Consider the following 23,269-nt stretch of genomic DNA (forward strand, 5'->3'; position numbering starts at 1 on the left):
TGACCCCTCGTGGCCTCGCAGCCCTCCGTCTCACCTCTCACCCATCCGACGCCCCGGCGTCTGCAGGGTGGCCGGACGGGTTCGCGCGAGTTCCCGCTGATCTTCATCGCCGCCTTCGCGGGCGTGATCGGGCTCATCGAGATCGGGGTCGGGGTCGGGCAAGGTCCGAATGCCCAGCTGTGGGAGGTGCTGGAGTTCACCGCACTGTTCTGGATCTGGACAGCGGCGGGAATCCTCGCGTGGTGGCGTCGGCCGACGAACGGCATCGGGGGCCTGCTCCTGATCGGCGCTCTCTCCGTTCTGCTGGGGAGCGTCGGATACCTCGGCTTCCCCGTCCTTCTCACGGTGCAATTGGTGTTCGGAACCAGCATCCTGGCGGTCGCGGTGCATCTGCTGCTCGCCTTCCCCTCCGGTCGGTTGCGCGGACGGCTCTCGATCGTCACCGTCGTCCTGGGCTACGTCTTGTGCATCGGGTTCGATCTCGTCGGGGAGATCTCGCACGGGAGCGTCAATCTGGGGCTGCTGCAGAGCCTGCTCGGCCTCATGGTGATGGTCCTCACAGCGATCGTGCTGTTCGGACGGCTGCTGTCAGCAGATGCCGTGCATCGGCGCATCCTGCTGCCCCTGTTCACATACGGCATCCTCGCGGTGCTCGGGCTGCCACTGGTCCCGAACATCCTGTTTCCGTTGGGAGTGGACGAGGTCCTGATCCAATCGCTTCAGGTAGCGCTGTTGGCGGGGCTTCCCATCGCGTTCCTCCTCGGCGTCCTGCTCGGCGGCTTCACCCGCACCACCCCGCTGGAGTCCCTGAGCGAGTGGCTCGCGATTCGGGGCGCGAGCCGCCCGGCAGTCGCACAGGCACTGGCGACGACGCTCGGCGATAGCACGCTTCGAGTCGTGTACTGGGATCCCGCACACGATCGCTTCGTGGACGAACACGGCATCCCGGTGCCCGACGACTCGTCGAACACCGACCGCGGATGGCTCCAGGTGCGCGTCGATGACGAACTCGTCGGGGCGATCGACTATGACGCGCTGATGATCGCCGAGCCGTCGCCGGTCCGTCGTGCCGCCGAGGTGCTCGCCATCGCCCTCGACCGCGAGCGCCTCACCGTCCAGCTGCTCACGAGCAACGAGGCGCTCATGCTCTCGCGCCTCCGCATCGTCGATGCCGCGGATCGGGAGCGTTCGCGGATCGCGCGCGACCTGCACGACGGGCTGCAGATGCAGCTCGTGCTCCTTGCGATCGAAGCGCAGACGATGGCCAACGCGCCTTCGACACCGGCGGTCACCGGGGCCGCGGCCGAGAAGCTGCGGCACGGCATCGACCGGGCAGCCGCTGATCTGCGTCGCCTCGTGCACGACGTGCTGCCTGCTGAGCTGCTCGAGCAGGGTCTCGTGGCGGCAGCGGAGGATCTGGTGGACCGTCTCGCGGTGCCCGCGACTCTCCATGCCGAAGTCGACGAGACGGCGATCACGACCTCGATCGCCCACACTGCGTACTTCATCATCGCCGAGGCGCTCGCCAACACGGTCAAGCATGCGCGGGCTTCGATGGTCAGAGTGACGATCGATCAACGCGAGGGACAGCTGGTGCTCGAGGTGGAGGACGACGGCGTCGGGGGTGCACGAGTCGGCGCCGGTTCCGGCCTGCGCGGGCTCTCCGACCGCGTCGACGCGCTGAGCGGCCGGATCTCGGTCCGTTCCACCAGCGCCCAGGGGACCTTGGTGAAAGTGGAGCTGCCATGCGCGTTGTGATCGGTGAGGATGAGGTTCTTTTGCGCGAGGGGATCGCGCACGTGCTCGCCAGCGACGGCTTCGAGGTCCTCGCCAGCGTGAGCGACGCGACGCAGCTCGAGCGAGAGGTGTTCCGCCACCTCCCCGACCTGGTCGTGACCGACATCCGGATGCCTCCGAGCTACACCGACGAAGGTCTCGTGGCGGCGCTCCGCATCCGTCATTCCCGCCCCGACATCGGCGTCGTGGTCGTGTCGCAGCACGTGCAGCGCAGATACGCCGCCGAGCTGTTGAACGGCGACGGCGGCGGTTTCGGCTATCTCCTCAAGCAGCGGATCTCGGATGTTCGCACCTTCACGGCGGACCTCCGTCGCGTCGCCGCCGGCGGTACGGCCTTGGATCCCGAGGTGGTGTCGATGATCGTCGCGCGCGCGAGCCGTGGCACGGCAGCGCTGGGTCGTCTGACTCCGCGCCAGCTGGAGGTGCTCGGGCTGATGGCCGAGGGCCGCAGCAACGCCGCGATCGCTGCCCAGCTCGTGGTGAGCGAGAAGGCCGTCGTGCAGCACACGTCGAACATCTACGACGCGCTCGGTCTGACGATCGATGCCGATGATCACCGAAGGGTGATCGCGGTGATCCGCTACCTGCAATCGGCGGTGCCCCCCACGCAGTGAGGGCACCGCCGATCACTCGTATCAGGGGCCGTACATCGTGTCGATCAGCGTCTTGGCGAGCAACGCCGCCGGCGCTCCGCCGTCTGCGGCGGGCGCGAGGTTCGTCCATACGACGACCGTCACATCGGTGGCGGGGTCGTAGCCCATGAACGAGTTGTAGCCGGGGAGCGAGCCGATGTGGCCGTAGAACTGGTTCATCCCGGCCAGGCCCCAGCCGTACGCGTCCTCGCTCGCGTCCACGCTCGCGATACGGCCCGCCTGCAGTTCGTCGCTCAGCAGCCCGCCGGTCCCCATCGCTTTGACCCAGGTGGCCAGGTCCTCTGCGGTGGAGATGCCCATGCCGGCCGCCGACGTCCACGACGGGTTGTCGTTGGTGTGATCGGTCGGCAGCAGCGTGCCGTCGGCCACCGCGGCAAGATCCTCCTCGGAGAGCGAGGGTTCGACCATCGTGTCGACGTTCGTCGAGAACATGTATCCGTGCGAGTACGGCTCGGGCAGTGAGGTGTCGGTCACCTCTGGGTACGACGTCTCCGAGAGACCGAGCGGCTCGAACAGGCGCTCCTGGTAGATCTCGGCCAGGGGCTTGCCGTCCAGCTGCTCCGCGATGAGCCCGAGCAGCACCGTGTTGGTGTTCGAGTACGTGTAGCCTTCACCCGGCGCGAAGTAGGGCGGCTCTGCGAGGCCCATCGCGACCAGTTCCTCCGGCTGCCAGACGCGCTGGGTATCCTCATCCAGCGCGGTGTTCAATTCGAGGGTCGTCGTGTAGTTGTAGAGGCCGCTGCGCATGTTCAGCAGCTGTTCGATCGTGATGTTCTCGCCGTTGGGCACATCCGGACGATAATCCGACACCGGATCATCGAGTGCGATCGCCCCTTCATCGACGAGCTGCAGGATGACGGTTCCGGTCCACGTCTTGGTGTTCGAGCCGATCCGCACGTGATCCTCGACGGAAACCGGAGTCGAACCGCCCCACTCGGTGACGCCGTAGGCGGACACCACATCGCCATCGGGCGACTGGATGAGCATGACCGCACCGGGCACGAACATCGAGGCGGCGTCCTCCTCGAACGCGGCCGTGAGCTCGTCCGCGTTGACGTTCAGGGCCTGGCCGTCCTCGGACGCGGTGGGCGTGGCGCTCTCTCCCGCCGTCGCGCCGCCCGAGCATGCCGCGAGCGCGAGCGCTGCGGTGATGATGACCGCGGCTGCTCCGCGCTGCCTCAGCAGCGTCCGCCGTGGAATCGTCCGGTCAGTGGTCCCCATGCTGTTCACGGCATCCTCCTTCGCCCGCAGGCGCGGGAAACGGCTCCCAGTCTGGCGAGCCACGCGCCCCTGCACCATGGATCCAGGTCCTGTGCCGGCGACCGAACAGGACCTCAGAGCCCATGGCGGCAGCCCCTGCCGCGGCGCGAGTCACAGAAAGGTAACGACACCTCTTGCCACCGTTACCTCGCCGTTATAGAGTCAGCAGCGGTAGCTGTTTGCTGTGGCAGCTGCCGACATGTGAATCCTCTCTTGGTGCAGGGACAAGGGCCGGTCGGAAGCCTCTCCGACCGGCCCTTCACCGTTCGCGGAAGGGCGTGACGCCGGATGCCGGAGCCGTGGTCCGATGCCGGTGCGATGCCGCTCGTGCTCGATCTCCCGTTCCGTGGGCGCTGGCTGACCCAGAACAGCCCAGCGCGGCGGGTGCCCAGCCACGGCACGCATCTGTTCGGCGTGACCTACGCCGTCGACTTCGTCGCGGTCGATGCCACCGGCCGATCCGCGCCACGGTCGTGGCGCAGCCGGCTGTCGGTGGAACCACCGGAGCTGTTCATCGGATTCGGCCTGCCGATCCTGGCTCCCTCCGCAGCCAGGGTCATCGCCGCGCACGACGGCGAAGAGGACCACGTCGCCCGCCGTTCGCAGCCCGCGCTCATCCCCTACGCCCTCAGCCAGGGCCGGCGCATCCGCTCGGGAGCCACGGCCCTCGCCGGCAACCATGTGATGTTGGCGCTCGGCGAGCGCGGGCCGTTCGTCACTCTCGCGCATCTGAAGCGAGGGAGCGTGAAGGTGCGGGTCGGCGACGCCGTGTCGGTCGGCGACCGGCTCGGCGATTGCGGCAACTCGGGCAACAGCACCGAGCCGCACGTGCACCTGCAGGCTGCGGACTCCCCCGATCCCCTGGTGGCGCGCGGCCTGCCGATCGCGTTCCGCGGCTACCGCCGGGCGGGGTCGGGCGCGGTCATCGCCGAGGGCATGCCGGGCGAGCGGGAGATCATCGAGGTCGACTGAATCGGTCTGCGTGCGGGTCAGTGCACGAAGATCTTCAGAGCGATCGCGAGCATTCCGAGGGCCGCGGTCGCGAGCGTGCCGCACACACGCCAGTACCAGGGGATGCCGCGGCCGCCGAAGGCGATCCACCCGATCACGCCGAGCAGCGCCACTTGGGCCCACAGCGCCGTCCAGTAGGCGACCTCCCCTTCGTGCGCCCCGAAGAGTCCGAGCAGAAGGAACACGGCCGGCAGGATCCCCGCGAACAGAAACCCACGCGACTCGTACAGCGCGTGCCGCAGCGAGACCCGGAGCTGAACGCGATCCTCGTCCGCGCGTCGACGCTGCACGGCGACCGTGTGAGCGAACACATCCGTCGCCCAGAACACGAGCACGCTGAGGATCGTGACGACGAACACGTCGCGGATGCCTTCACCCTTGTTGGCGACCGCGATCACGACGCTGACGAGCACGATCCCCTCGACCAGTTCCGGCGAAATGAATCGACGCCGGATATCTGATTCGGACCACTGTCGGGTGCCCGGTGTGTTCACGACGACTCCTCGACTTCCTGCGGCGGGACCGCGAACTGTGTCATGTCTACTCTGGCATTTCGGAAGGGGTCGCGCCGCAGGAGTCTGTCCTGTTCACGCCGGGGCAACGGTTCCCTGGTGGAATTCGAGGAGAGGGCCGCCCGCGGTGACTCGCCACAGGGACGAGCGTCGAGACTGTCGTACACCGACCCGCAGGCGGTACGTCAACAGGTACAGCCCCGGCGACAGCTCACGAGCCGTCGCCTCGGACATCTCGACCTCGCCGAAGCCGGTCTCCGCCTCCAGCGCTTCGAGGGTCTCGGCGCGGGTCCAGATCCGGCCGCTCTGCCCGATCTCGACGAAGTCCGGGGCGAGGAGCTGCGCGACCGCATCGCGATCGGTTCGCACGCGGGGATCGAGCAGGCGCAGCTCCGCGGCGACGAGACGGTTTCTGAGGACTCGGTCGGTGGTCACGGCCCCACGATACTGGCGTGGAGATGCCGCGACCCGGACGTTCAGATCCAGCCGCGCTCTTCGGCTGTCAGGACTGCCTGCTGCCGCGTGCGCACCGCGAGCTTGGCGAGGACCGCGGAGACATGATTGCGGACCGTGCCGGGCGCGAGCGACAGCGCCCGGGCGATCTGACCCGTCGTCTCGCCGCGACGCCCCGCGCGCAGCACGTCCAGCTCGCGGTCGGTCAGCGGGCATCGCTCGTCGCTCAGCGCATCGGCGGCGATCTCCGGGTCGACGTACCGGCCGCCCGCGGCGACGCGACGGATCACCTCGGCGACCTCGTCGGCTCCGCGCGACTTGGGGAGGAACCCCGCGACACCCGAGGCGAGCGCACGCCGCAGCACGCCCGGGCGCGCGTGCCGCGTGACCACGATGCAGCGGGTGTTGACGGTGCGCTTCAGCTTCTCGGTGACCTCCACGCCATCCAGGCCGGGCATCTCGAGGTCGAGGAGGCAGACATCCGGCGTCAGACGCGTGGCTTCAGCGACGGCCTGGGCCCCGTCGGAGCACTCGGCGACGACCTCGATGTCGGGCTCGAGCCGCAGGAGGGCGGCGAGCGCGGATCGGATCATCGCCTCGTCGTCGGCGATCAGGACGCGGATCATCGCACGACCTCCGATGCGGCGGGCACCGTGACGGTGACCGTGAACGCCTGCTTCTCCGCCCGGACATCCACTGTTCCGCCCGTCTCGCCGACACGGCGTCCGATGCCCTCGAGCCCGGAGCCGCCCGCCTCGCCGGGCGACACCTCGGCACCGGGGTCGTTCGCGATCTCAAGTCGCCATGACGCGCCCTCGCGGGTCAACGACAGGCGGGCCCACCGGCCACCACCGTGCTTGAGGATATTCGTGGTCGTCTCGCGGATGACCGGTCCGAGAACGGATGCGGGCGCCAGGTCGGCGTCCTCGGCCACGACCGCTTCGGCAGCAGTGCCTGCGGCGCGCAGGAGATCGACGGCGTTCGCGAGCTCGTCGCTCAAGGGCACCGAGCGGAAGCGGGTCGCGAGGTCGCGCGTCCCCTGGCGCGCGTCATCGACGCACCGGCGGGCGATCTGGAGGTGGTCCAGCGCCGCCGCCGGGTCCTGTGCGAGGAGCCGTTCGGCCAGCTCGAGCTGCAGGGCGATGACCTGCAAGTGGTGCCCCTGCAGGTCGTGCACGTCTGTCGCGACGCGCAGCCGCTCCTGGGTCGCGCCGAGCCGTGCCTCCGCGGCCCGGGCCTGGTCGAGGGTGACGAGGACGTCCCACCACCACAGCGACAAGACAGACATCACCGGAAGGAAGGTCGAGTAGAAGCCGATGAGCCACCAGCTCGACTCAGCAGCCGCCGGGAGACTGAATCTTCCGTCGATGAACCACAACGCGCCGAGCAGGACGGTGGCGGCCAGTACCAATCGACCGCGGACACCGGGCGCCCAGTTGAGCAGGATCAGCATCTCGACGACGGGCAGCACCGCCAGCAGCCACACACCGGCGAGGGAGCCGGCGACGACCCCGTACGTCGCGGCGACGAGGAGCGGCACGAGAGCACGCCGCCATCGCGCGAGGGGCGCAGCATCCGGTCGGTTCCGGTAGTCCCACAGCAGCGGCGCCATGGCTGCCACCCACACCAGCCCGCCCCCACCCACGATGAGGACGGACGCCACGCCCTCCCCCACCTCTGCGAGCACCAGCGCCCAGAGCAGCACGAGAATCGTCGCGAGGAAGAGGATGCCGCCCGCGGTGTACCACCAGGTCGCGGAGATCCCCCGCGTGAGGCGCACCGCGACGCGGGCATTCGCGGTCGCGTCGGCGTCAGAAATGGGTGCGATCTGAGTGGTCACCGGATCAACCCTAGGCGCGTGACATTAGTCACGGATGCGGCGTGCGAAGCACCCGGCAACAGGTGACACATGAACACTTCCTCGATGTCCTGCGAGCCGCTGGAATCGAAGCATCCCCGGACGAACTCCGATCCGGCGCTACCGACAGGAACACAGACATGAGCCTCATCGACAACTTCCAGGACCTCGTGGCGCAGGTGCCGGACCTCTTCCAGCCGCTCATCGTCGCCGCTGCCGGTGCGATTCCGTTCATCGAGGGCGAGGGCGCGGTCACGATCGGAATCATCGGCGGCATCAACCCGGTTGTCGCGGCGATCGCGGCGATCGTCGGCAACTTCGCGTGCGTCGCGGTGCTCGTGCTCCTCAGCTCCGGTGCACGTCAGGCCGTCGTGGCACGGTCCCGTGCACGTACGGTCGCCATGGCCGGCGGAGGCTCGGGTCTGGAGTCCTCCGCGACGGATGCCGCGGCAGAGCTCGCCGCGGCATCCCCCCGCACGGCGAAGTTCCAGCGCGCGTTCGAGCGCTACGGCGTGCCGGGAGTCAGCCTGCTCGGCCCCCTGCTGCTCCCCACGCAGATCACCGCGACGATGCTCGCCGCCGCGGGGATCGGCAAGGTCCGCATCCTGATCTGGCAGGCGATCGCGATCATCGGCTGGACCACGGCGGTCGCCGTCATCGTCAGCGGCGTCGTCTACGCCGTCCGCTGACCCCGACCGTGTCGGTCGAGCGCCGACACGTCACACCGCGGGCATCCGCACGGCGACGTGCGGATGCCCGGTGTCGCGCGGATGCCCGGTTGTGTCAGCGGATGCCGCGGAAGAACGTGCGCAGGTCGCCGACGAGCAGATCCGGAGCTTCCATCGCAGGGAAGTGGCCGCCGCGGTCGAACTCGGACCAGTGCACGACGTTGTTGTCGCGCTCGGCGATGCGACGGATTCCGACGTCGCCGGGGAAGACGGCGACGCCCGATGGGACCTCGGATCGCTCCGCCGCCTGCCCCCAGCTCACCTGCCCCTCGCGATACAGCCGAGCCGCCGAAGTCGCCGTGTTCGTGAGCCAGTACACGCTGACGTTCGTGAGCAGCTGGTCGATGTCGACCGCATCCTCGGGGAGCTCCGCCGCGGGATCGGTCCACTCCTTGAACTTCTCCACGATCCAGGCGAGCTGCCCGGCAGGCGAGTCGGCCAGCCCGAAGCCGAGGGTCTGCGGACGGGTGGACTGGATCATCGCGTAGCCCACGCCATCCTGCATCTGGCGCCGCATGCCGGCGAGCCGAGCCTGCTCCGCATCGGTCAGTCCTTCGAGTTCGGCCGGGTCTCCCGACGGGAAACCGAGGCTGCCGTTGACGTGCACGCCGACGACATGCTCCGCATCGATGCAGCCGACCATGGGCGAGATCACCGCACCGGTGTCGGTGCCGTGCGCGCCGTAGCGCTCATAGCCGAGCCGGGCCATCAGCTGCACCCACGCCCGCGCGATCCGCGCCATGTCCCATCCGCGCTCGTGGGTCGGCCCGGAGAACCCGAATCCCGGCATCGACGGCACGATCACGTCGAACGCATCCGCGGGGTCGCCTCCGTGCGCGCGCGGATCGGTGAGGGGTCCGATGACTCTCAGGAACTCGACGACGGAGCCCGGCCATCCGTGGGTCATCAGCAGCGGCAGCGCGTTGGGCTCGGGTGAGCGCACGTGCAGGAAGTGGATGTTCTGCCCGTCGATCGTGGTCGTGAACTGCGGGAAGCGGTTGAGCTGCGTTTCGCTCGCCCGCCAGTCGTAGGAGTCGCGCCAGTACTCGGCCAGACCCCGCAGGTAGGTGGTCGGCACGCCGTAGCTCCACCCGACGCCGGGCAGCTCATCCGGCCAGCGGGTGCGCGCCAGACGGAGGTTCAAATCGTCCAGGTCGGCCTCGGCGACATCGATGCGGAACGGCAGTATCTCGGTGCTCGTGGTGTCCATGGAGCGACGCTATCCACGCTTGCGGACAGTTTCGGTCCGCAATGAAATCCGCGTCCCGCATCCGTTTCCGCCCCCGGCTCGGTACGCTCGCCTGTGGCGCACCTGCACCGGCGCGCCCGTTCGACGAGAGATGCAGGAACCCGAGATGCCCCCGGAAAGCCGACCCCACCGCCTGCAGACGGTGTCGACGAGGAGCGCCACGTTCCAGTACTGGCAGACCCTCATCAGCAACCGCACGAAGCGCAACCGTGCCGGCGAAATGATCGTGCAGGGTGTGCGTCCGATCACGCTCGTCCTGAACTCGTCGCTGACCGTGCGGGCCGTGCTGATGTCGAAGGCGGAGAGCCGTTCGCGCTGGGCCTCCGAGACGATCACCACCCTGGAGAGGGCCGGGGCGGCGCAGTACGTCCTCACCCCCGAGCTGATGCGTGAGCTCGGCGAGAAGGATGAGGAGACCCCCGAGCTGCTGCTGGTGGTCGCCATCCCCGCAGACGACCTGTCGCGCCTGCCTCTCCCCACCGATGCGCTGTTCGTCGCCCTCGACCGGCCGACCTCCCCCGGCAACGTCGGCTCGATCGTGCGCTCGGTCGACGCGCTCGGCGGTCAGGGCGTGCTCGTCACCGGACACGCCGCCGACCCCTACGACCCGAAGGCGCTGCGCGCCTCCACCGGCTCGACGATCATGACGCCGACTGTGCGACTGCCCGGCGTGCAGGCGGTGCTCGACTGGGTGGCGGAGACGCGCGCGAGCGGCATCGACATCCAGATCGTCGGAACCGATGAGCACGGCACGCACGACGTGTGGGATGTGGACTTCACTCGCCCGACGCTGATCGTCACCGGCAACGAGCACTCCGGAATGTCCGCGGCCTGGCGCGAGGCCTGCGATGTGCTCACCCGCATCCCGATGGTCGGGCACGCGTCTTCGCTCAACGCCGCGAACGCGACGGCCGTGATCCTGTACGAAGCCGTGCGCCAGCGGGCTGCGGGAAAGTAGCGGTCAGCCGGCGAGGAAGTCCCGCACGACGGCTTCGAATTCGGGATGGTCCTGCGGGCGATGCTCGTGACCGCTGAGCCGGCGGTGCGTCGCACCGTGGGCGCGTCGATCAGAACCCGAAGAGAGGTCCCCCGTGTCTTCTACCGGTCGGCTCCTGTGAGCGCGAACCCATCCAGAAGCGCGTCCAACCCGAAGGCGAAGCCGTCCGGCTGCGATGCCTCGGAGTCCATGGCGAAGTGCTGCGCGGCATGTGCCTGGAGGAACGGTCGGGACTCCAGCATCCGCGCGATCTCGTCCGCATCCGGCATGACATCGGGCGCCGCGAACTCGCTCGCCTGCCACGAGTAGCCGTACACGTACCCGTCGATCGCGTGCAGCGCGTGGAAGGAGACGTCGGGCGCGAGCCCGCCGGTGTGCAAGTGAGTGAGCGTGGCTTCGATGACCGCCAGGCGAGCGGTGCCCCCGTTGCCCGGGAGTGATAGAGCGAAGAACCAGGGATGTGCGCGAAGCGCCCGGGACGCGGAGCCGCACAGCCGGTGCAGGGCGGGTCGCCAGGCGGCCTCGTCCAGGGCGAGATCGACGGAGTCCCAGATGCGGCCGACCATGGCCGTCTGCAGGTCGTTCTTGTCGGCGACGTGGTTGTACAGCGACATCGCCTCTACCTCCATCGCGGCGGCGAGACGGCGCATCGACATGGCGCCCAGCCCCTCACGGTCGGCGACCTCGATCGCCGCGTCGACGATCAGTTCGCGGCTCAGCCGGTTTCTGGCGATGTGATCACTCCCTTGCTTCACTTACATCGTAAGTATAGTCTGAGCGTCGAAACTTACGTCGTAAACCTGGAGTCCTCATGCGCGCAGTCGTCTTCGACCGATACACCGACCTCACCGGGCTGGAGCTGCGTGACGTCGCCGGTCCCACGCCTGCGCCGGGCGAGGTCGTCATCGAGGTGGCCGCCGCCGGACTGAACCCGTTCGACTGGCACATGTATCGCGGCGAACCGTGGATCATGCGAGCATCCGAAGGCTGGCGGGTACGCTCCCCGCGCGTCGTCGGCGCGGACGTCGCCGGCACTGTGACCCGCGTGGGAGAGGGCGTCAGTCGGCTCGCGATCGGCGATCGAGTGTTCGGCTCGATCGGCTTCGGCGCTCTCGCCGAGCAGGCTGTCACGGACGTGCGGGGCCTGGCACGCATCGACGACTCCGTCTCGGCCCTCGACGCCGCCGCCACTCCGATGGCCGGCTTGACCGCATTGCAGGCGCTTCGCGACGCGGCAGCGATGGCCGAGGGCGAGCGGGTGCTCGTCTGGGGCGCTTCCGGCGGCGTCGGGCACTTCGCTGTGCAGATCGCGCGAGCGCTCGGTGCGGGCCGCGTCGACGCCGTCGCGTCCGCAGAGCGGGCGGACTTCCTGCTCTGCCTGGGAGCAGATCGAGTACACGACCGCAGTCGCGAAGTCCCGGCATCCGCCGGTCCGTACGACGTCGTCATCGACACGGTCGGCACGCAGTCGGTGCCACAGCTGCGGCCGCTGCTCGCGCCCGGCGCACGGGTCGTCACGGTCGGGTCGCTCTCGCGGGAACGGCTGCTGGGGCCCGCGACGAAGCTCCTGTCCCGCACAGTCGCCGGTGCTGTTCACCGTGTCACCACGAAGGGGATGTTCGCCGCAGTCCGAGCTGCGGATCTCGACACGCTCGCGCGCTGGCTCTCGGACGGAACGATCCGCCCCGAGATCGAGCAGGTCTACTCGTTCGCGCAGTTCGCGGATGCCCTCGCGACACTGGAGCGGGGCCACGTGCGCGGAAAACTGGTCGTCGAGATCGGCGGCGACGAGCGGTGATCGCTGCTTTGTCGCAGGAAATCACAAAAAGATAACGGCAGACTCTTCCCTCCGTTACCTTTCCGTTATATGGTTCTCGAAGGCAGTTGTTTTGCTGTGACAGCTGCTGACATGTGATTGCAGGACACTCTTGGTGCAGGGACAAGGGCCGGTCGGAAGCCTCTCCGACCGGCCCTTACTCTGTCTCCGGCGCTGGCGATCCGTCGCCCGGGTCGTTGATTCCTCCCCACGCGCTCGCAGGTTGCGCTTATCCACAGGTATTACTATCTGACCTGGGTTTTGTTGGGCAGAATGTCGGAGCCCCTCGGCAGAATTGTCGTATGCAGATCGCACCCGACGCCCTCATCGAGCAGCTCTCGCGGCTCGATGCCGAGCTCGGCGCGCTGCTGACTCCGACCCTGGCTGCCGATGCTCCGCGCGCGATGACGGATGCGGCGGCAATCGCCCTCACCCGCATCTCCGAGTCGCTCGGTCGGCGGGCGGATGCTCTTCGCGTCGCCGTCGCCGCGGAACTCGACGACCGCTCGCGGTCCGAACGCGGGGAAGCGCGACTGAGCGCCCAGCTGGGGTGCGCCTCCAGTGCCGAACTCATCGCTCGCCTCGCAGGGGTCACGACGTCCACCGCCCGAGACCGCATCCGTGCCGCCGGCATCATCTCGACCTCGACGGGGCTGACCGGCGACACCCTCCCGGCACCGTTCCCGGCGATCCGCGCCGCCTTCACCGAGGGGCGGATCGGACTCGACACCGTCGCCGCGATCGCCGGCGCCCTCGGCCCGCTCGCCGCGCGCTGTCATCCGCACGCACTCGCTGCCGCCGAGACCGAGCTCGTCGAGGCCGCCGCCGGCACGGGCGAAGGCATGGCACCGCCGTGCACCCCCGACGAAACGCGGATGCAGGCGAAGGTCTGGGCGCTCGTCCTCGACCCCGACGGCACCCTCCCTGACTACGAACGCGCCATGCGACGTCGCGCGCTGACGCTCGGTCGCACCCGAGACGGCCTCATCCCGATTCACGGCGCGCTGCTGCCCGACGTCGCCGAACAACTCTCACGCCTGTTCGATGCCCACCTCTCGCCGCGCGTCGATGACCGCACGCCAGATCCCCTCGGCGTAGGCGCCGCGCGCGGGCCGCATTTCGAGATCCGGGACGACCCGGGATGCGTCGTTCCACACGATCAGCGGTCGCGCGCGCAGAAGCAGCACGACGTCTTGGCGAGCATGCTCGGCGTCGCCGCACGCGCCGCCGACTCCCCCAGCGTCGGCGGTGCGCCGCCGACGCTGCTCGTCACGATCGCTGCGAGCGACTTGGAGGAGGAGAACGGCGTCGCGTACATCGATGGCACTGAGACGACCCTGCCCTCGTTCGTGGCGCGACACATCGCATGCTGCGGAGGTATCCAGCGGCTGGTCTTCGGCGACGACGGGCGGATCCTCGAGCTCGGTGGCCCGCAGCGGGTCTTCTCCGCGGCGCAGCGTCGTGCGATCACCGCGCGCGACGGCGGCTGTGTCATCGCCGGCTGCGGCGTGCCCGCCTCCTGGTGCGAGATCCACCACGTCACCGAGCACTCCCGCCACGGGCCGACGCACACCGACAACGGCGTGACCCTCTGCTGGTACCACCACCGAACACTGGAAACGAACGGATGGCGCGTGCGCATGGTCGACGGAGTTCCCGAGACCAAGGCGCCGCACTACATCGATCCGTACGGGATGTGGCGCCCGGTCCGCGGCTCACTCGGCCGCGAACGGGAACGCCTCCGAAGACGCCGATCAACGGGGTGACGTGGGAAGGGTGAGCGGGGCAGGCGCCGTGAGGCGTGCGCGGAGGTCGAGCCCCATGCGTGGCGGTGCGTAGAGGCCGGCATGAGCGAGCGGGGCTCCACCCAGCCGGCCAAAACCAACACCAACGCCAACGCCAACGCCAACCGGCAGGGTCAGCGCGCGCGAGCCGTCAGACCCCGCCGCCGCCTCCTCCGCCGCCACCACCGCCGGCGGACCCACCGCCACTTGAGCCGCCCGACGTCGAGGAGGACGATGATGCGCTGGCCGACAGCGAGCCGATCCCCGCCGAGAACGAGGCCGCGTCGAACCCGCTGGTGCCGTAGTACCAGTACGGCGTGTTGCCCTCGTAGAGCACGACGAGGTGCTTGGCCCACTCCTTCTCCTGGCCGAAGACCACGGCATACGGCAGCAGGGCTTCGTAGAGCTTGAGCACCTGGCGCGGGTCGGATGCGTCGACGTGCACGCGCTCCGCGCCCTCTGGAGACTGCAGCATCCGGATCCGGTCGGCCTCAGCCCACTCGATGAACTCCTTCAACCCGAGGAGGTGGTCGCGCACCTCCGCGCCGGACGCCGTGAGCGGTTTGCGGGAGACCAGCCCGGCGGCCAGGAGGACCACCGGAACCACCGCGACCATGAGCAGCACGGGCACTGCCGGAGAAACCCCAGCGCCCATCGCGATGATGCCGAGAACGAAGACCAGCACACCGGCGGCGAGCGCGAGGAGCACCGGCAGGAGCCGCGCAGCGCCGTTCACGGGACGCTGGAATCCGCGCGACACCAGCTCGGTGCTGGCCGCCTTGAGGATCTTCTGCGCGGCGGACGAGAAGCGGGTGTCCGACCGACCGAACTCGAAGATGTCGCCGGGGACGAGGCCGGGGAAGAGCCCTTCCAGGAGCATCCGACCGTCGCGATCGGCCCGCGACGGGTCGAGGAGCTCGGCCTGCAGCTTCACTCCCCCGAAGGCGCGCTTGGCGCCTTCGACGATGCGGATGCTGCCGACCACCGCCTGCTCGAGCACCTCGGCCGGGATCGCCTTGGTCGTACGGCCGAGCAGCACTGCGCTCTCCAGCGCATCGACGCCGGGCGGCGGGGTGTACTCGGCGATGATCGTCGGGCGACCGGGTTCATCCTTCAGCTTTCGCGACCGCGTCACGGCCGCCCATACGACGGCCGCGAGCGCGCCGAGGCCGGCCACGCCCTGCAACCAGCCCATCGGCGAAGCCAGGAATGACGAGTCGAACTGCGCGAAGGTGCCCTTAGCGAACCCGACCGCCATCGTCACGGTCTGGTACGGCCCGACCGGTGCCGCAGACGCATCGACCGTTGCACCGCCGTCGGCCGCAGCATCCTGCCCGATCTCGCACGTCTGTGTCGCCCCCTGCGATCCGACGTAGCAGGACAGCCCGCCCGTCATCGCGTCGGCGAGGTCTGCCGGCAGATGCAGGCGCGCGCTCACGCGGCCGAACGTCTGCGGCCAAGCGGTGCCGTTGACATCCCAGTAGAACTCGTCGGCATCCGTGTCCGCGAACGACCACGTCACGTTCTCCAGCGTGTACGTGAACACGTACGTCTGCCGCCCGCGCACGAAGTCATCGGCGCGCGACGTCATGATGAAGTCCCCGCTGTCGGACTCCACCTCGTCCGGACGCGGGTTGCCGTTCTCGTCCGTCACCGAAACGAAGTCGGGGAACAGCGGCTGGCCGTTGTAGCTGTCCGGGATGCGCCGCTGCATCCCGCGGTTCTGGTCATACTCCGGGAACAGCACCACGAAGGTCTCGACGACCCGCAACGTGCTCGTCCCGTCGGCGGCACGGCCGAGCGTGTAGTCGGCGTCCATGCTCTCGAATGAGAAGTCCTGCAGGTTGGGAGAGGCCTGCACCGAGCCGACCATGGAGGTTGCGGCATCACCGTCCGCGGCCGCGAAGGCAGCGGCCGGCGCTCCGACGAAGAGCGCGAGGGATGCCGCCACCGACGCGATCGAAAGGACTGTTCGTCGCAGCATCCGAAGCATGTCCCTTAGCCTACGGTCCTCTTCCTGCGGCATACTCTTGACCCATGACTGATCGCCGCCTCGCCGTCGATGCGTGGGAGAGCCTGTTCCGTGCGCAGCACGAAGTCTTCGACGAGATCAGCGCCGACTTCGACGGCGCCGACCTCGCCCAGGGCGAATACGACGTGCTGCTCACCGTGGTGCGCGCGCCCGAGATGACCGTTCGCCTTCGCGAGGTCACGGCCAACATGCTGATCAGCCAGCCGAGCGTCTCGCGCCTGGTCGACCGGATGGTCACGCGCGGACTCATCGTCAAGGGCGCCGACCCCGACGACGGCCGAGGTTCGCTCGTGCACGCCACCGAAGAAGGCGCGAACGCGTTCCGCAAGGTCGCGACGGCGCACGGCCGCACGATCGCCGAGCGGATGTCGCAGCTCACCGACGACGAACTCGCGCAGCTGCGCGACCTCACCGCGAAGCTCCGCAAGCCCCGCGACTGCTGAGGCCGCGCGGCCCGGAACCCACCCTCGCTACGGGGTACGACGGCGGAGGGTCAGGGCAGCGAGGATGATCGCGCCCACCGCGAACGCGATGACGATCAGCAGGGGGCCCATGACGTCCCACCCCTCATCGCCGTCGGTCACCGCGTTCACCGCGTCGATGGCATAGCTCAGCGGCAGCCAGTTCGAGATGGCGTAGAGCACGTCGGGCATCTCGTCGCGGGGCATGAACACCCCGCCGAGGATGATCTGCGGGAAGACGATGAGCGGCATGAACTGGACCGCCTGGAACTCGGTGCGCGCGAACGCACTGGCCAGCAGCCCCAGCGATGTGCCGAGCAGAGCATCGATGACGGCGACGAGGCCGAGCTGCCAGATCGGCCCCTCGACATCGAGCCCGCACACCCACACCGCGAAGGCGACGGTGATGATCGCCTGCAGGACCGCCGCGCTGCCGAACGCGAGCGCGTATCCGCCGATGAAGTCGCCTTTGCCGAGCGGCGTCGTCATCAGCCGCTCGAGCGTGCCCGACCGGCGCTCCCGGAGAGTAGTGATGCTCGTGATGAGGAACATCACGATGAATGGGAACAGCGCGAGGATCGCGGGCCCGAAGCTCTGGAACACCTGGTCCTGATCCACGAACAGCCAGGCGAACAGGCCCACCAGCAGGCTCGGCGCGACCAGCATGAGCGCCACCGAGCGGTGGTCGTGGCTGAGCTGGCGCAGCACCCGGCCGGCGGTCGCGAACGTGCGCGTGAAGGTCATGAGCGCGGCCCCTCTCCGCGCGACGACGGATCCTCGGTCGAGTCGCCGGGGTCCCCAGGGTCGCCGGATGCCTCGGCCCGAGGTTCGTTCGACGGCCCAGGCTCCGGCCCGGGGGCCGCAGACTCCGACGCCGCAGGGCCAGCAGCCTCAGGCTCCGACCCCGCCTCGGCCGCCGCCCGCGCTTCACGTCGCGACGACGGCACAGCGTGGTGCGCCCGCTCGTCACGCTCGACGAGCGCGAGGAACGCGGCATCCGGATCGTCCACGCCTGTGTCGGCGAGGAGACCGTCGGGGGTCGTGTCGGAGATGATGCGGCCCGCGCGCATGAGGATGAGCCGGTCGCACCTCAGGGCCTCGTCCATCACGTGGCTGCTGACGATGAGTGTCGCGCCGGCGTCGGCAAGATCCCGGAAGACGCGCCACAGCTCGGCGCGCAGCACCGGGTCCAGCCCGACGGTCGGCTCGTCCAGGACGAGGAGCTCCGGCGAACCCAGCATCGCGACGGCGAGCGACACCCGGTTCTCCTGGCCGCCACTCAGCGAGTCCGCCGTCTGCGAGGCCTGTCCGGTGAGTCCGACCTGCGCGATCACGCGGTCGACGTCGCCACGCGGCGCGCCGATCAACCGTGCGAAGTAGCGCAGGTTCTGCTCGATCGTGATGTCGCCGTAGACGGACGCCGCCTGGGTGTCGTACGCGACGCGATGCCGCAGCGGTGCCGTACCGGCGGGGTGCCCGAGCACCGTCACGGTGCCCGACTGGACCTTCTGCACCCCGACGATCGAGCGCATCAGCGTCGTCTTGCCGCAGCCGGATGGCCCGAGCAGACCGGTGATCTGTCCGCGCGGGATCTCGACGTCGAGTCCGTCGAACACCGGCACCTTTCCGCGGCGTACGTGCAGGCCCCGCACCGAGACCACCGGGTGCGCTGCGGCATCCCTATTCATCATGTGATGAATTATGTGCCCGCGTCATCGCGCGGTCAAGGGGTGCCGGAGTCGGTCAGCCGAGGAGGTAGTTCTGCACGGTCGCCCCCACCCGCACGACCAGCTCATCGACCGAAGCGCCCACGAGCGCCGGCAGCTGCAGGATGTATCGACCGATCAGCAGCCCCGCGACCTGGGTCGCCACGAGCGATGCCCGAAGCTCCACATCCGGTCCCTCCAGACTCGCCGCGATGCGCCCCAGCAGCTCGCGGGACAGGAATCCGGCCAGCAGGGGCGTCGTGAGCCGATTGCCGAGCCCCGCCCGCAGCAGCAGCACCCCGCGCTTGCGCTGCTCGGGCTGCTCCCACACCTCCAGGACATAGCGGACGATCCGCTCGCCCAGCTCGTCGCGCGGCCCCGTCAGGATCGCCGGGATGTCGATGTCGGGACGCATCGGCGCATCGACCGTCTCGCCGAACAGGTCGGCCTTGGTCCCGAAGTAGTGGTGCAGCAGCGCCGCGTCCACTCCGGCCCGCGCTGCGATCCCCCGCATCGTCGCGGCGTCGTACCCGTGCTCGCTGAACTCCTCGATCGCCGCCGCGATGATCCGTTCCCGCGTGTCCGACTCGCCGCCGCGTGGGCGACCACGAGGGCGCTTGCGAGCGGGCACCGCGTACTGGGGCATGCGCTCAGCCTATGCCGGAGTCCTGGCACTGCGGCACGCTCCAGCGGTCACGCAGGTTCGCCGCGGCAGGCTTCAGCGGTCACGCACGTCCGCTGCAACACGCCCGCAGCCCGAGCACGGCGGACGGATCACCAGCGGTTGTGCACGTCCTCCGCGAAGCCGACGATGTCCGCGAACGGGATGCGGGTTCCCGCGGCATCCGTGAAGGTTCCCGACCAGCGACCGAAGCACTGGTCGGTGCGCGATGCGACGACGAGGAGGTTCGTCGCGGACTGCTTGTTGTAGAACGGCGTGAAGGTGGCGTCGAGGCCACCGCCCGTGAGGCGCCACGGCCGGCGCCATTCGGCGAGGTCGTAGTCCCAGTGCAGCTCCTCGCTGATCTTGTGGATCGTCCCGTCCACGTAGAACGAGTTCTCGGTCGAGCCCGTGCCGGTCGTCCACCGCGCACCGACCTGGATACCGATGGTCCGCCCATCGAACACGCCGGAGCCCGCTCCCCAGTTCCAGGAGATGTCGTACGGCCAGCGGCCACGACCGTGGTCCAGCACCGCCCAGGACTCCCCCGCAGGCACCTCGAACACGGTGCCGTCGATCGCGACGCGACCCGACGCAGGCCGAGCCACGTCCTTGACCGTGTATTGGAACAGCCGATCGTTCCACGGCACCACGACGCCCAATCGCTCGTGCCCGGCGGGCAGATCTGCCACGACATCGAACGAGGCGCCGTCGATCGCGGCCCGCAGCCGGGTCCCGCCGTCGACCTCGTCGATGTCGATCGACAGCCCCTTGGCCCGCGCCCGCGAGGGTCCGCCCTCGAGCGACCCGGGCAGCGTCGCCTTGCCGCCGACGGCACTGATCGAGCGATGGCGCACCTGCTCGGTCGCCCGGTCGAAGATCCACACCTCGTGCACGGCCGCATAGTCGATCGACGAGACGGTCAGGGCGAGGATGTGCGTCGGGGTGATGACGTTCCAGTACTCCCAGCGCTTGTTGCGACCCCAGACATGGCGACCGTCGATGCCGGACGTGTCCAGCAGCGGCTGCCGCATCCATCCGACCGCATCGCGGTTCAGGCGACCGTTCGGGAGGGTGAGGGATGCGGCGGCAGTGAGCTCGCGCTCGATCATGTGAGGCTTCCTTCCGAAGCTGCGGTGGCGGCCGCAACGAGCTTCTCATTGACGGCGCGCACGGACGCGGCGGGGATCTTCACGACACGACGGTCGTACGTGACGAGTCCGTTCACCTCATCCTCCACGTCGCTGAGCTGCGTGTAGACGATCGCCGCGAGGCCTCGGGCGACCGCGGGCGCGATCTCGCGGTCGTGCAGGCGCACGAAGGCCGTCTCGAGGTCGCCCGCAGACGTGAACTTCTTGTACCCGAACACCCGCTCGCCCCATTCGTGCCCCGGAACGACGAGGCTGTAGCCGCCGTATTCGGTCAACGCGAGCGCGCGCGGGTCGGAGGACCAGGCGTTCTTCACGCGGAATGCGCGGAAGTAGACGTGCAGGCTGTGCAGGTCGCCCGCGCCCTGATCGTGCCAGCCGCTGGCGTGGTCGATGGGTCGGGTGGGATCGAGCGTGCGCACCTCGGCGGCGATGGCCGCGGCGTCGAACTGCCCCCAGCCCTCGTTGAACGGCACCCACAGCACGACGCTGGGTACCGAGCGGAGATGCTCGATCGTCTCGACGAGCTCCACGCGATAGGCGCCGCGTCCCGCCGCGTCCGCGCGACCGAACCGGCGATGCTTGCGGTCGTCGAGCACGGGAGAGGCGATCGCGGGCGCGCTCACCACGAGCGGGTTGTACACCCCGCCGCCGTTGACGACGTCCTGCCAGACGAGGATCCCGAGCCGATCGCAGTGGTGGTACCAGCGCAACGGCTCGATCTTGATGTGCTTGCGCAGCATGTTGTAGCCGAGGTCCTTGGCGAGGCGCACGTCGTACTCGAGCGCCGCGTCGCTCGGTGCGGTGTAGCCCCCGTCCGGCCAGTAGCCCTGGTCGAGCAGCCCGACGTGGAGGTACGGCTCGCCGTTCAGCGTCAGGCGAGGCACGCCGTGTGCGTCCGGCGCCATCCCGACGGTGCGGAGGCCGGTGTAGCTGCGGACCCGGTCCTCGCCGAGCGTCACCTCGATGTCGTAGAGGAAGGGATCCTCCGGTGACCACCGTCGCGCGCCCGGAATCGCGATCCGCGCCGCCTCGCCGACGGCCACGGAGACGGATGCCGCGACCTCGCCGGCACCGGAGATCCGCACGGCGGCGACCGTCCCCGGCGCGGCGTGCTCGCTGACGACGGTCACCTCGACGCCGTCGAGATCGGGCACGAGCACGAGGCGATCCACGGCGACGCGCGGCACGACCTCGAGCCACACGGTCTGCCAGATGCCGGATTGCGGCGTGTACCAGATGCCCCCGCGCTTGCTGGACTGCTTGCCGCGACTCAGCCACGAGGCATCCGTCACATCCCGCACGGCGACGGTCAGTTCGTGTGTGTCATCGGCGGCCAGCGCGTCGGTGATGTCGAGCGTGAACGGCGTGTAGCCGCCCGTGTGGCCGCCGACGCGCACCCCGTCCACTGCGACGACCGCACTCTGGTCGACGGCGCCGAAGTGGAGCAGCACGCGATGGGTCGCGGGCACCGGAGCGAGCCGGAAGGACCGCCGATACCAGAGCGTCTCGTCGGCGTGCAGCCTGCGCCCGGCGTCCGTCCATCCCGTGCCGGACAGCACGGTCTCGGGCGAGAAGGGCACGACGATCTCGCCGGACCACTCCGAGGGCGCCTTCAGGGGGTCGGCGACCGCCACGGGATCGGATGCCGCGAACGGCGTCACGGCGTAGCGCCACGGTCCGTTGAGGTTCTGCCATCCCTCGCGCACCAGCTGCGGGCGCGGGTACTCGGGGAGCGGCGCCTCGCGATCGAGGGATTCCCCCCACGGAGTCAGCAGTGTCATGCGCCGGCACGCTCCCGCTTCTCGGTCGCGCGGAGGGCCATCACGGGGATCACGACGAGCAGGGCGACGACCGCTGCGGCGAGGAAGATCCACGGGGTCGGGACCTGCTTGATGACGCCGAGGTCCTCGTAGGTCTCGTTGGCCCCCACGATCACGGCTGCGCCGATGAACGGCCCGATCACCATCGGGATGAGCACCGCCGCGATCATCCGCAGACCCTGCACCATGCCCACGCGGTCGATCGGCGTCGCATCGCGCACGCTCGCCGAGACCGCCGCGATCGACAGCATGAACCCACCCATCATCACGGTGCCGGCGATGATCACCGGCAGCATCCCGCGCGCGAAGAACATCGCCACCAGCCCCAGGACCATGAGCGCCGTGGCGGGGAGGATGGCACGCTGCTTGCCGATCCGGTCGATGACGCGACCGCCGAGCACACTGATGATCGCGGCGAGGATGAGGGTGCTGCCGAGCACGATCGCGTATCCGTCGATGCGCAGATACCGCTGGATGTAGATGATCAGGTACGGGATGAACACCTGGGTGCTGGTGCCGATGATCGCGTATGCCGCGAGCGTGATGTAGAGCCGCGGCTGATGGGCGATCGTCGAGGGACGCAGGCCGTACAGCACGGAGGCCACGTACCCGTCGGGCGTCGGCTGGATCGTCGGGGCATCGCGCACCAGGAACCAGGCGAGCACGCCGACGACCGCGGTGACCGCGCCGACGATGCCGAAGAACAGCTTCCACTCCCCCTGCTGGGTGAGACCGTCGAGCGCGCCGAACACGATGAGCATGCCCATCAACGGCATGATCGCGAGCACGCCGTCCACCCGGCCGCGGTTGGCGGGCACGGTCGACTCGGTGACCCACGCGTTGAACGCCGCATCGTTGGCACCCGAGCCGAAGAACGACATGATGCAGTCGAGCACCACGATCGCGACGACGGCGAATCCGACAGCCTGCGCGGTCGGGGGGACGCCGGCGGCAGCATCCGGCTGGATGAATCCGAACACCGCCGTCGTCGCACCCCACAGCACGTACCCGATCGCGATGAACGGGCGACGCGTGCGCGCACGGTCTGAGGCGGCGCCGATGAGCATCGTCGCCAAGGTGGCGGCGACGGCGGATGCCGCCACCAGCGTCGCAATGACGTTCGGGTCGTCGGTGATCGTGTTGTAGACGAACACGTTGAGGTACATGTTCTCGACGGTCCAGGCGAGCTGGCCGACCAGGCCGATGACCACGATCGTGGTCCAGGTGCGCGCGGCGAGGGGTGCCTTCACGCGGTCGGTGAGCTCCTGCGTGGAGCGGGGGCGAGCGTGCATCGGCTTCCTTGCTGAGACGTCATCGGGG

The 23,269-nt window shown here is 69.1% G+C and carries 22 protein-coding genes; 8 read left to right on the forward strand and 14 right to left on the reverse strand.

What is annotated here, in order from left to right; all coding sequences use genetic code 11:
* Positions 1 to 9 precede the first annotated feature (9 nt).
* Together ASD65_RS08340 and ASD65_RS08345 are read left to right on the forward strand one after the other, a co-directional pair.
* Positions 10 to 1,758, forward strand: coding sequence for a sensor histidine kinase (locus ASD65_RS08340; protein WP_056221041.1), 1,749 nt, complete (start codon positions 10 to 12; stop codon positions 1,756 to 1,758).
* Positions 1,746 to 2,411 (forward strand): response regulator, encoded by a 666-nt coding sequence (locus tag ASD65_RS08345; protein WP_056221045.1) that lies wholly within the window; start codon positions 1,746 to 1,748, stop codon positions 2,409 to 2,411. Before ASD65_RS08340 ends, ASD65_RS08345 begins: the two co-directional genes overlap by 13 nt.
* A gap of 21 nt (positions 2,412 to 2,432) precedes the next feature.
* On the opposite strand, the gene ASD65_RS08350 is transcribed toward ASD65_RS08345, so the two are convergent.
* Positions 2,433 to 3,671 carry a serine hydrolase domain-containing protein gene (locus ASD65_RS08350; RefSeq protein WP_056224639.1) on the reverse strand — a complete coding sequence of 413 codons (1,239 nt, stop codon included), beginning with the start codon at positions 3,669 to 3,671 and terminating at the stop codon, positions 2,433 to 2,435.
* Positions 3,672 to 3,998: 327 nt separating this feature from the next.
* Here ASD65_RS08350 and ASD65_RS08355 point away from each other — a divergent pair, with 327 nt between their 5' ends.
* A complete protein-coding gene (locus ASD65_RS08355) occupies positions 3,999 to 4,682 on the forward strand; it encodes a M23 family metallopeptidase (RefSeq protein ID WP_056221049.1) in 684 nt (227 codons plus the stop codon).
* 17 nt (positions 4,683 to 4,699) lie between these two features.
* Here the strand turns inward: ASD65_RS08355 and ASD65_RS08360 are convergent, their stop codons facing one another.
* The 4 genes from ASD65_RS08360 to ASD65_RS08375 all read right to left on the reverse strand — a co-directional run bounded on the left by ASD65_RS08360 (position 4,700) and on the right by ASD65_RS08375 (position 7,526).
* A complete protein-coding gene (locus ASD65_RS08360) occupies positions 4,700 to 5,215 on the reverse strand; it encodes a hypothetical protein (protein ID WP_056221054.1) in 516 nt (171 codons plus the stop codon).
* Between the two features lie 93 nt (positions 5,216 to 5,308).
* Complete coding sequence (locus ASD65_RS08365) at positions 5,309 to 5,668, reverse strand: nuclear transport factor 2 family protein (RefSeq protein ID WP_056221057.1); 360 nt, start codon at positions 5,666 to 5,668, stop codon at positions 5,309 to 5,311.
* Positions 5,669 to 5,709: 41 nt separating this feature from the next.
* Complete coding sequence (locus tag ASD65_RS08370; RefSeq protein WP_056221060.1) at positions 5,710 to 6,312, reverse strand: response regulator transcription factor; 603 nt, start codon at positions 6,310 to 6,312, stop codon at positions 5,710 to 5,712.
* Positions 6,309 to 7,526, reverse strand: coding sequence for a sensor histidine kinase (locus tag ASD65_RS08375; protein ID WP_056221063.1), 1,218 nt, complete (start codon positions 7,524 to 7,526; stop codon positions 6,309 to 6,311). Before ASD65_RS08375 ends, ASD65_RS08370 begins: the two co-directional genes overlap by 4 nt.
* Before the next feature lie 158 nt (positions 7,527 to 7,684).
* Between ASD65_RS08375 and ASD65_RS08380 the strand changes: the two genes are divergently transcribed.
* Entirely contained in the window at positions 7,685 to 8,233 is a 549-nt protein-coding gene (locus ASD65_RS08380) for a hypothetical protein (RefSeq protein ID WP_056221066.1), read from the forward strand.
* A 94-nt stretch (positions 8,234 to 8,327) separates the two neighbouring features.
* Here ASD65_RS08380 and ASD65_RS08385 read toward each other — a convergent pair whose 3' ends face one another.
* Positions 8,328 to 9,482 carry an epoxide hydrolase family protein gene (locus ASD65_RS08385; RefSeq protein WP_056221069.1) on the reverse strand — a complete coding sequence of 385 codons (1,155 nt, stop codon included), beginning with the start codon at positions 9,480 to 9,482 and terminating at the stop codon, positions 8,328 to 8,330.
* A gap of 145 nt (positions 9,483 to 9,627) precedes the next feature.
* On the opposite strand from ASD65_RS08385, the gene ASD65_RS08390 reads away from it, so the two are divergent.
* Positions 9,628 to 10,479, forward strand: a complete 852-nt coding sequence (locus ASD65_RS08390; protein WP_056224641.1) for a TrmH family RNA methyltransferase — start codon at positions 9,628 to 9,630, stop codon at positions 10,477 to 10,479.
* Positions 10,480 to 10,619: 140 nt separating this feature from the next.
* Here the strand turns inward: ASD65_RS08390 and ASD65_RS08395 are convergent, their stop codons facing one another.
* Positions 10,620 to 11,273, reverse strand: a complete 654-nt coding sequence (locus tag ASD65_RS08395) for a TetR/AcrR family transcriptional regulator (RefSeq protein WP_056221072.1) — start codon at positions 11,271 to 11,273, stop codon at positions 10,620 to 10,622.
* A 56-nt stretch (positions 11,274 to 11,329) separates the two neighbouring features.
* On the opposite strand from ASD65_RS08395, the gene ASD65_RS08400 reads away from it, so the two are divergent.
* Together ASD65_RS08400 and ASD65_RS08405 are read left to right on the forward strand one after the other, a co-directional pair.
* Positions 11,330 to 12,316, forward strand: a complete 987-nt coding sequence (locus tag ASD65_RS08400; protein ID WP_056221075.1) for a quinone oxidoreductase family protein — start codon at positions 11,330 to 11,332, stop codon at positions 12,314 to 12,316.
* Positions 12,317 to 12,636: 320 nt separating this feature from the next.
* The gene (locus ASD65_RS08405; RefSeq protein ID WP_056221078.1) at positions 12,637 to 14,100 is read left to right on the forward strand and encodes an HNH endonuclease signature motif containing protein; all 1,464 of its coding nucleotides are present in this window, start codon (positions 12,637 to 12,639) and stop codon (positions 14,098 to 14,100) included.
* A gap of 169 nt (positions 14,101 to 14,269) precedes the next feature.
* On the opposite strand, the gene ASD65_RS08410 is transcribed toward ASD65_RS08405, so the two are convergent.
* A complete protein-coding gene (locus tag ASD65_RS08410) occupies positions 14,270 to 16,111 on the reverse strand; it encodes a DUF2207 domain-containing protein (protein WP_056221080.1) in 1,842 nt (613 codons plus the stop codon).
* A gap of 44 nt (positions 16,112 to 16,155) precedes the next feature.
* On the opposite strand from ASD65_RS08410, the gene ASD65_RS08415 reads away from it, so the two are divergent.
* Complete coding sequence (locus ASD65_RS08415; protein ID WP_056221084.1) at positions 16,156 to 16,593, forward strand: MarR family winged helix-turn-helix transcriptional regulator; 438 nt, start codon at positions 16,156 to 16,158, stop codon at positions 16,591 to 16,593.
* A gap of 27 nt (positions 16,594 to 16,620) precedes the next feature.
* Here ASD65_RS08415 and ASD65_RS08420 read toward each other — a convergent pair whose 3' ends face one another.
* The 6 genes from ASD65_RS08420 to ASD65_RS08445 form a co-directional block, all read right to left on the reverse strand.
* Entirely contained in the window at positions 16,621 to 17,355 is a 735-nt protein-coding gene (locus tag ASD65_RS08420) for an ABC transporter permease (RefSeq protein WP_056221087.1), read from the reverse strand.
* The gene (locus tag ASD65_RS08425; RefSeq protein WP_156378813.1) at positions 17,352 to 18,302 is read right to left on the reverse strand and encodes an ABC transporter ATP-binding protein; all 951 of its coding nucleotides are present in this window, start codon (positions 18,300 to 18,302) and stop codon (positions 17,352 to 17,354) included. Before ASD65_RS08425 ends, ASD65_RS08420 begins: the two co-directional genes overlap by 4 nt.
* Positions 18,303 to 18,354: 52 nt before the next feature.
* The gene (locus tag ASD65_RS08430; protein WP_056221090.1) at positions 18,355 to 18,963 is read right to left on the reverse strand and encodes a TetR/AcrR family transcriptional regulator; all 609 of its coding nucleotides are present in this window, start codon (positions 18,961 to 18,963) and stop codon (positions 18,355 to 18,357) included.
* 128 nt (positions 18,964 to 19,091) lie between these two features.
* Positions 19,092 to 20,090, reverse strand: a complete 999-nt coding sequence (locus tag ASD65_RS08435) for a DUF2804 domain-containing protein (RefSeq protein WP_056221093.1) — start codon at positions 20,088 to 20,090, stop codon at positions 19,092 to 19,094.
* Positions 20,087 to 21,910, reverse strand: a complete 1,824-nt coding sequence (locus ASD65_RS08440; protein WP_056221096.1) for a glycoside hydrolase family 2 protein — start codon at positions 21,908 to 21,910, stop codon at positions 20,087 to 20,089. The genes ASD65_RS08435 and ASD65_RS08440 overlap by 4 nt, the downstream gene beginning before the upstream one ends.
* Complete coding sequence (locus ASD65_RS08445; RefSeq protein ID WP_056221098.1) at positions 21,907 to 23,241, reverse strand: MFS transporter; 1,335 nt, start codon at positions 23,239 to 23,241, stop codon at positions 21,907 to 21,909. Before ASD65_RS08445 ends, ASD65_RS08440 begins: the two co-directional genes overlap by 4 nt.
* Positions 23,242 to 23,269: the final 28 nt, after the last annotated feature.

The organism is Microbacterium sp. Root61 (assembly GCF_001427525.1).
In the GTDB taxonomy this organism is placed as follows: Bacteria; Actinomycetota; Actinomycetes; order Actinomycetales; family Microbacteriaceae; genus Microbacterium.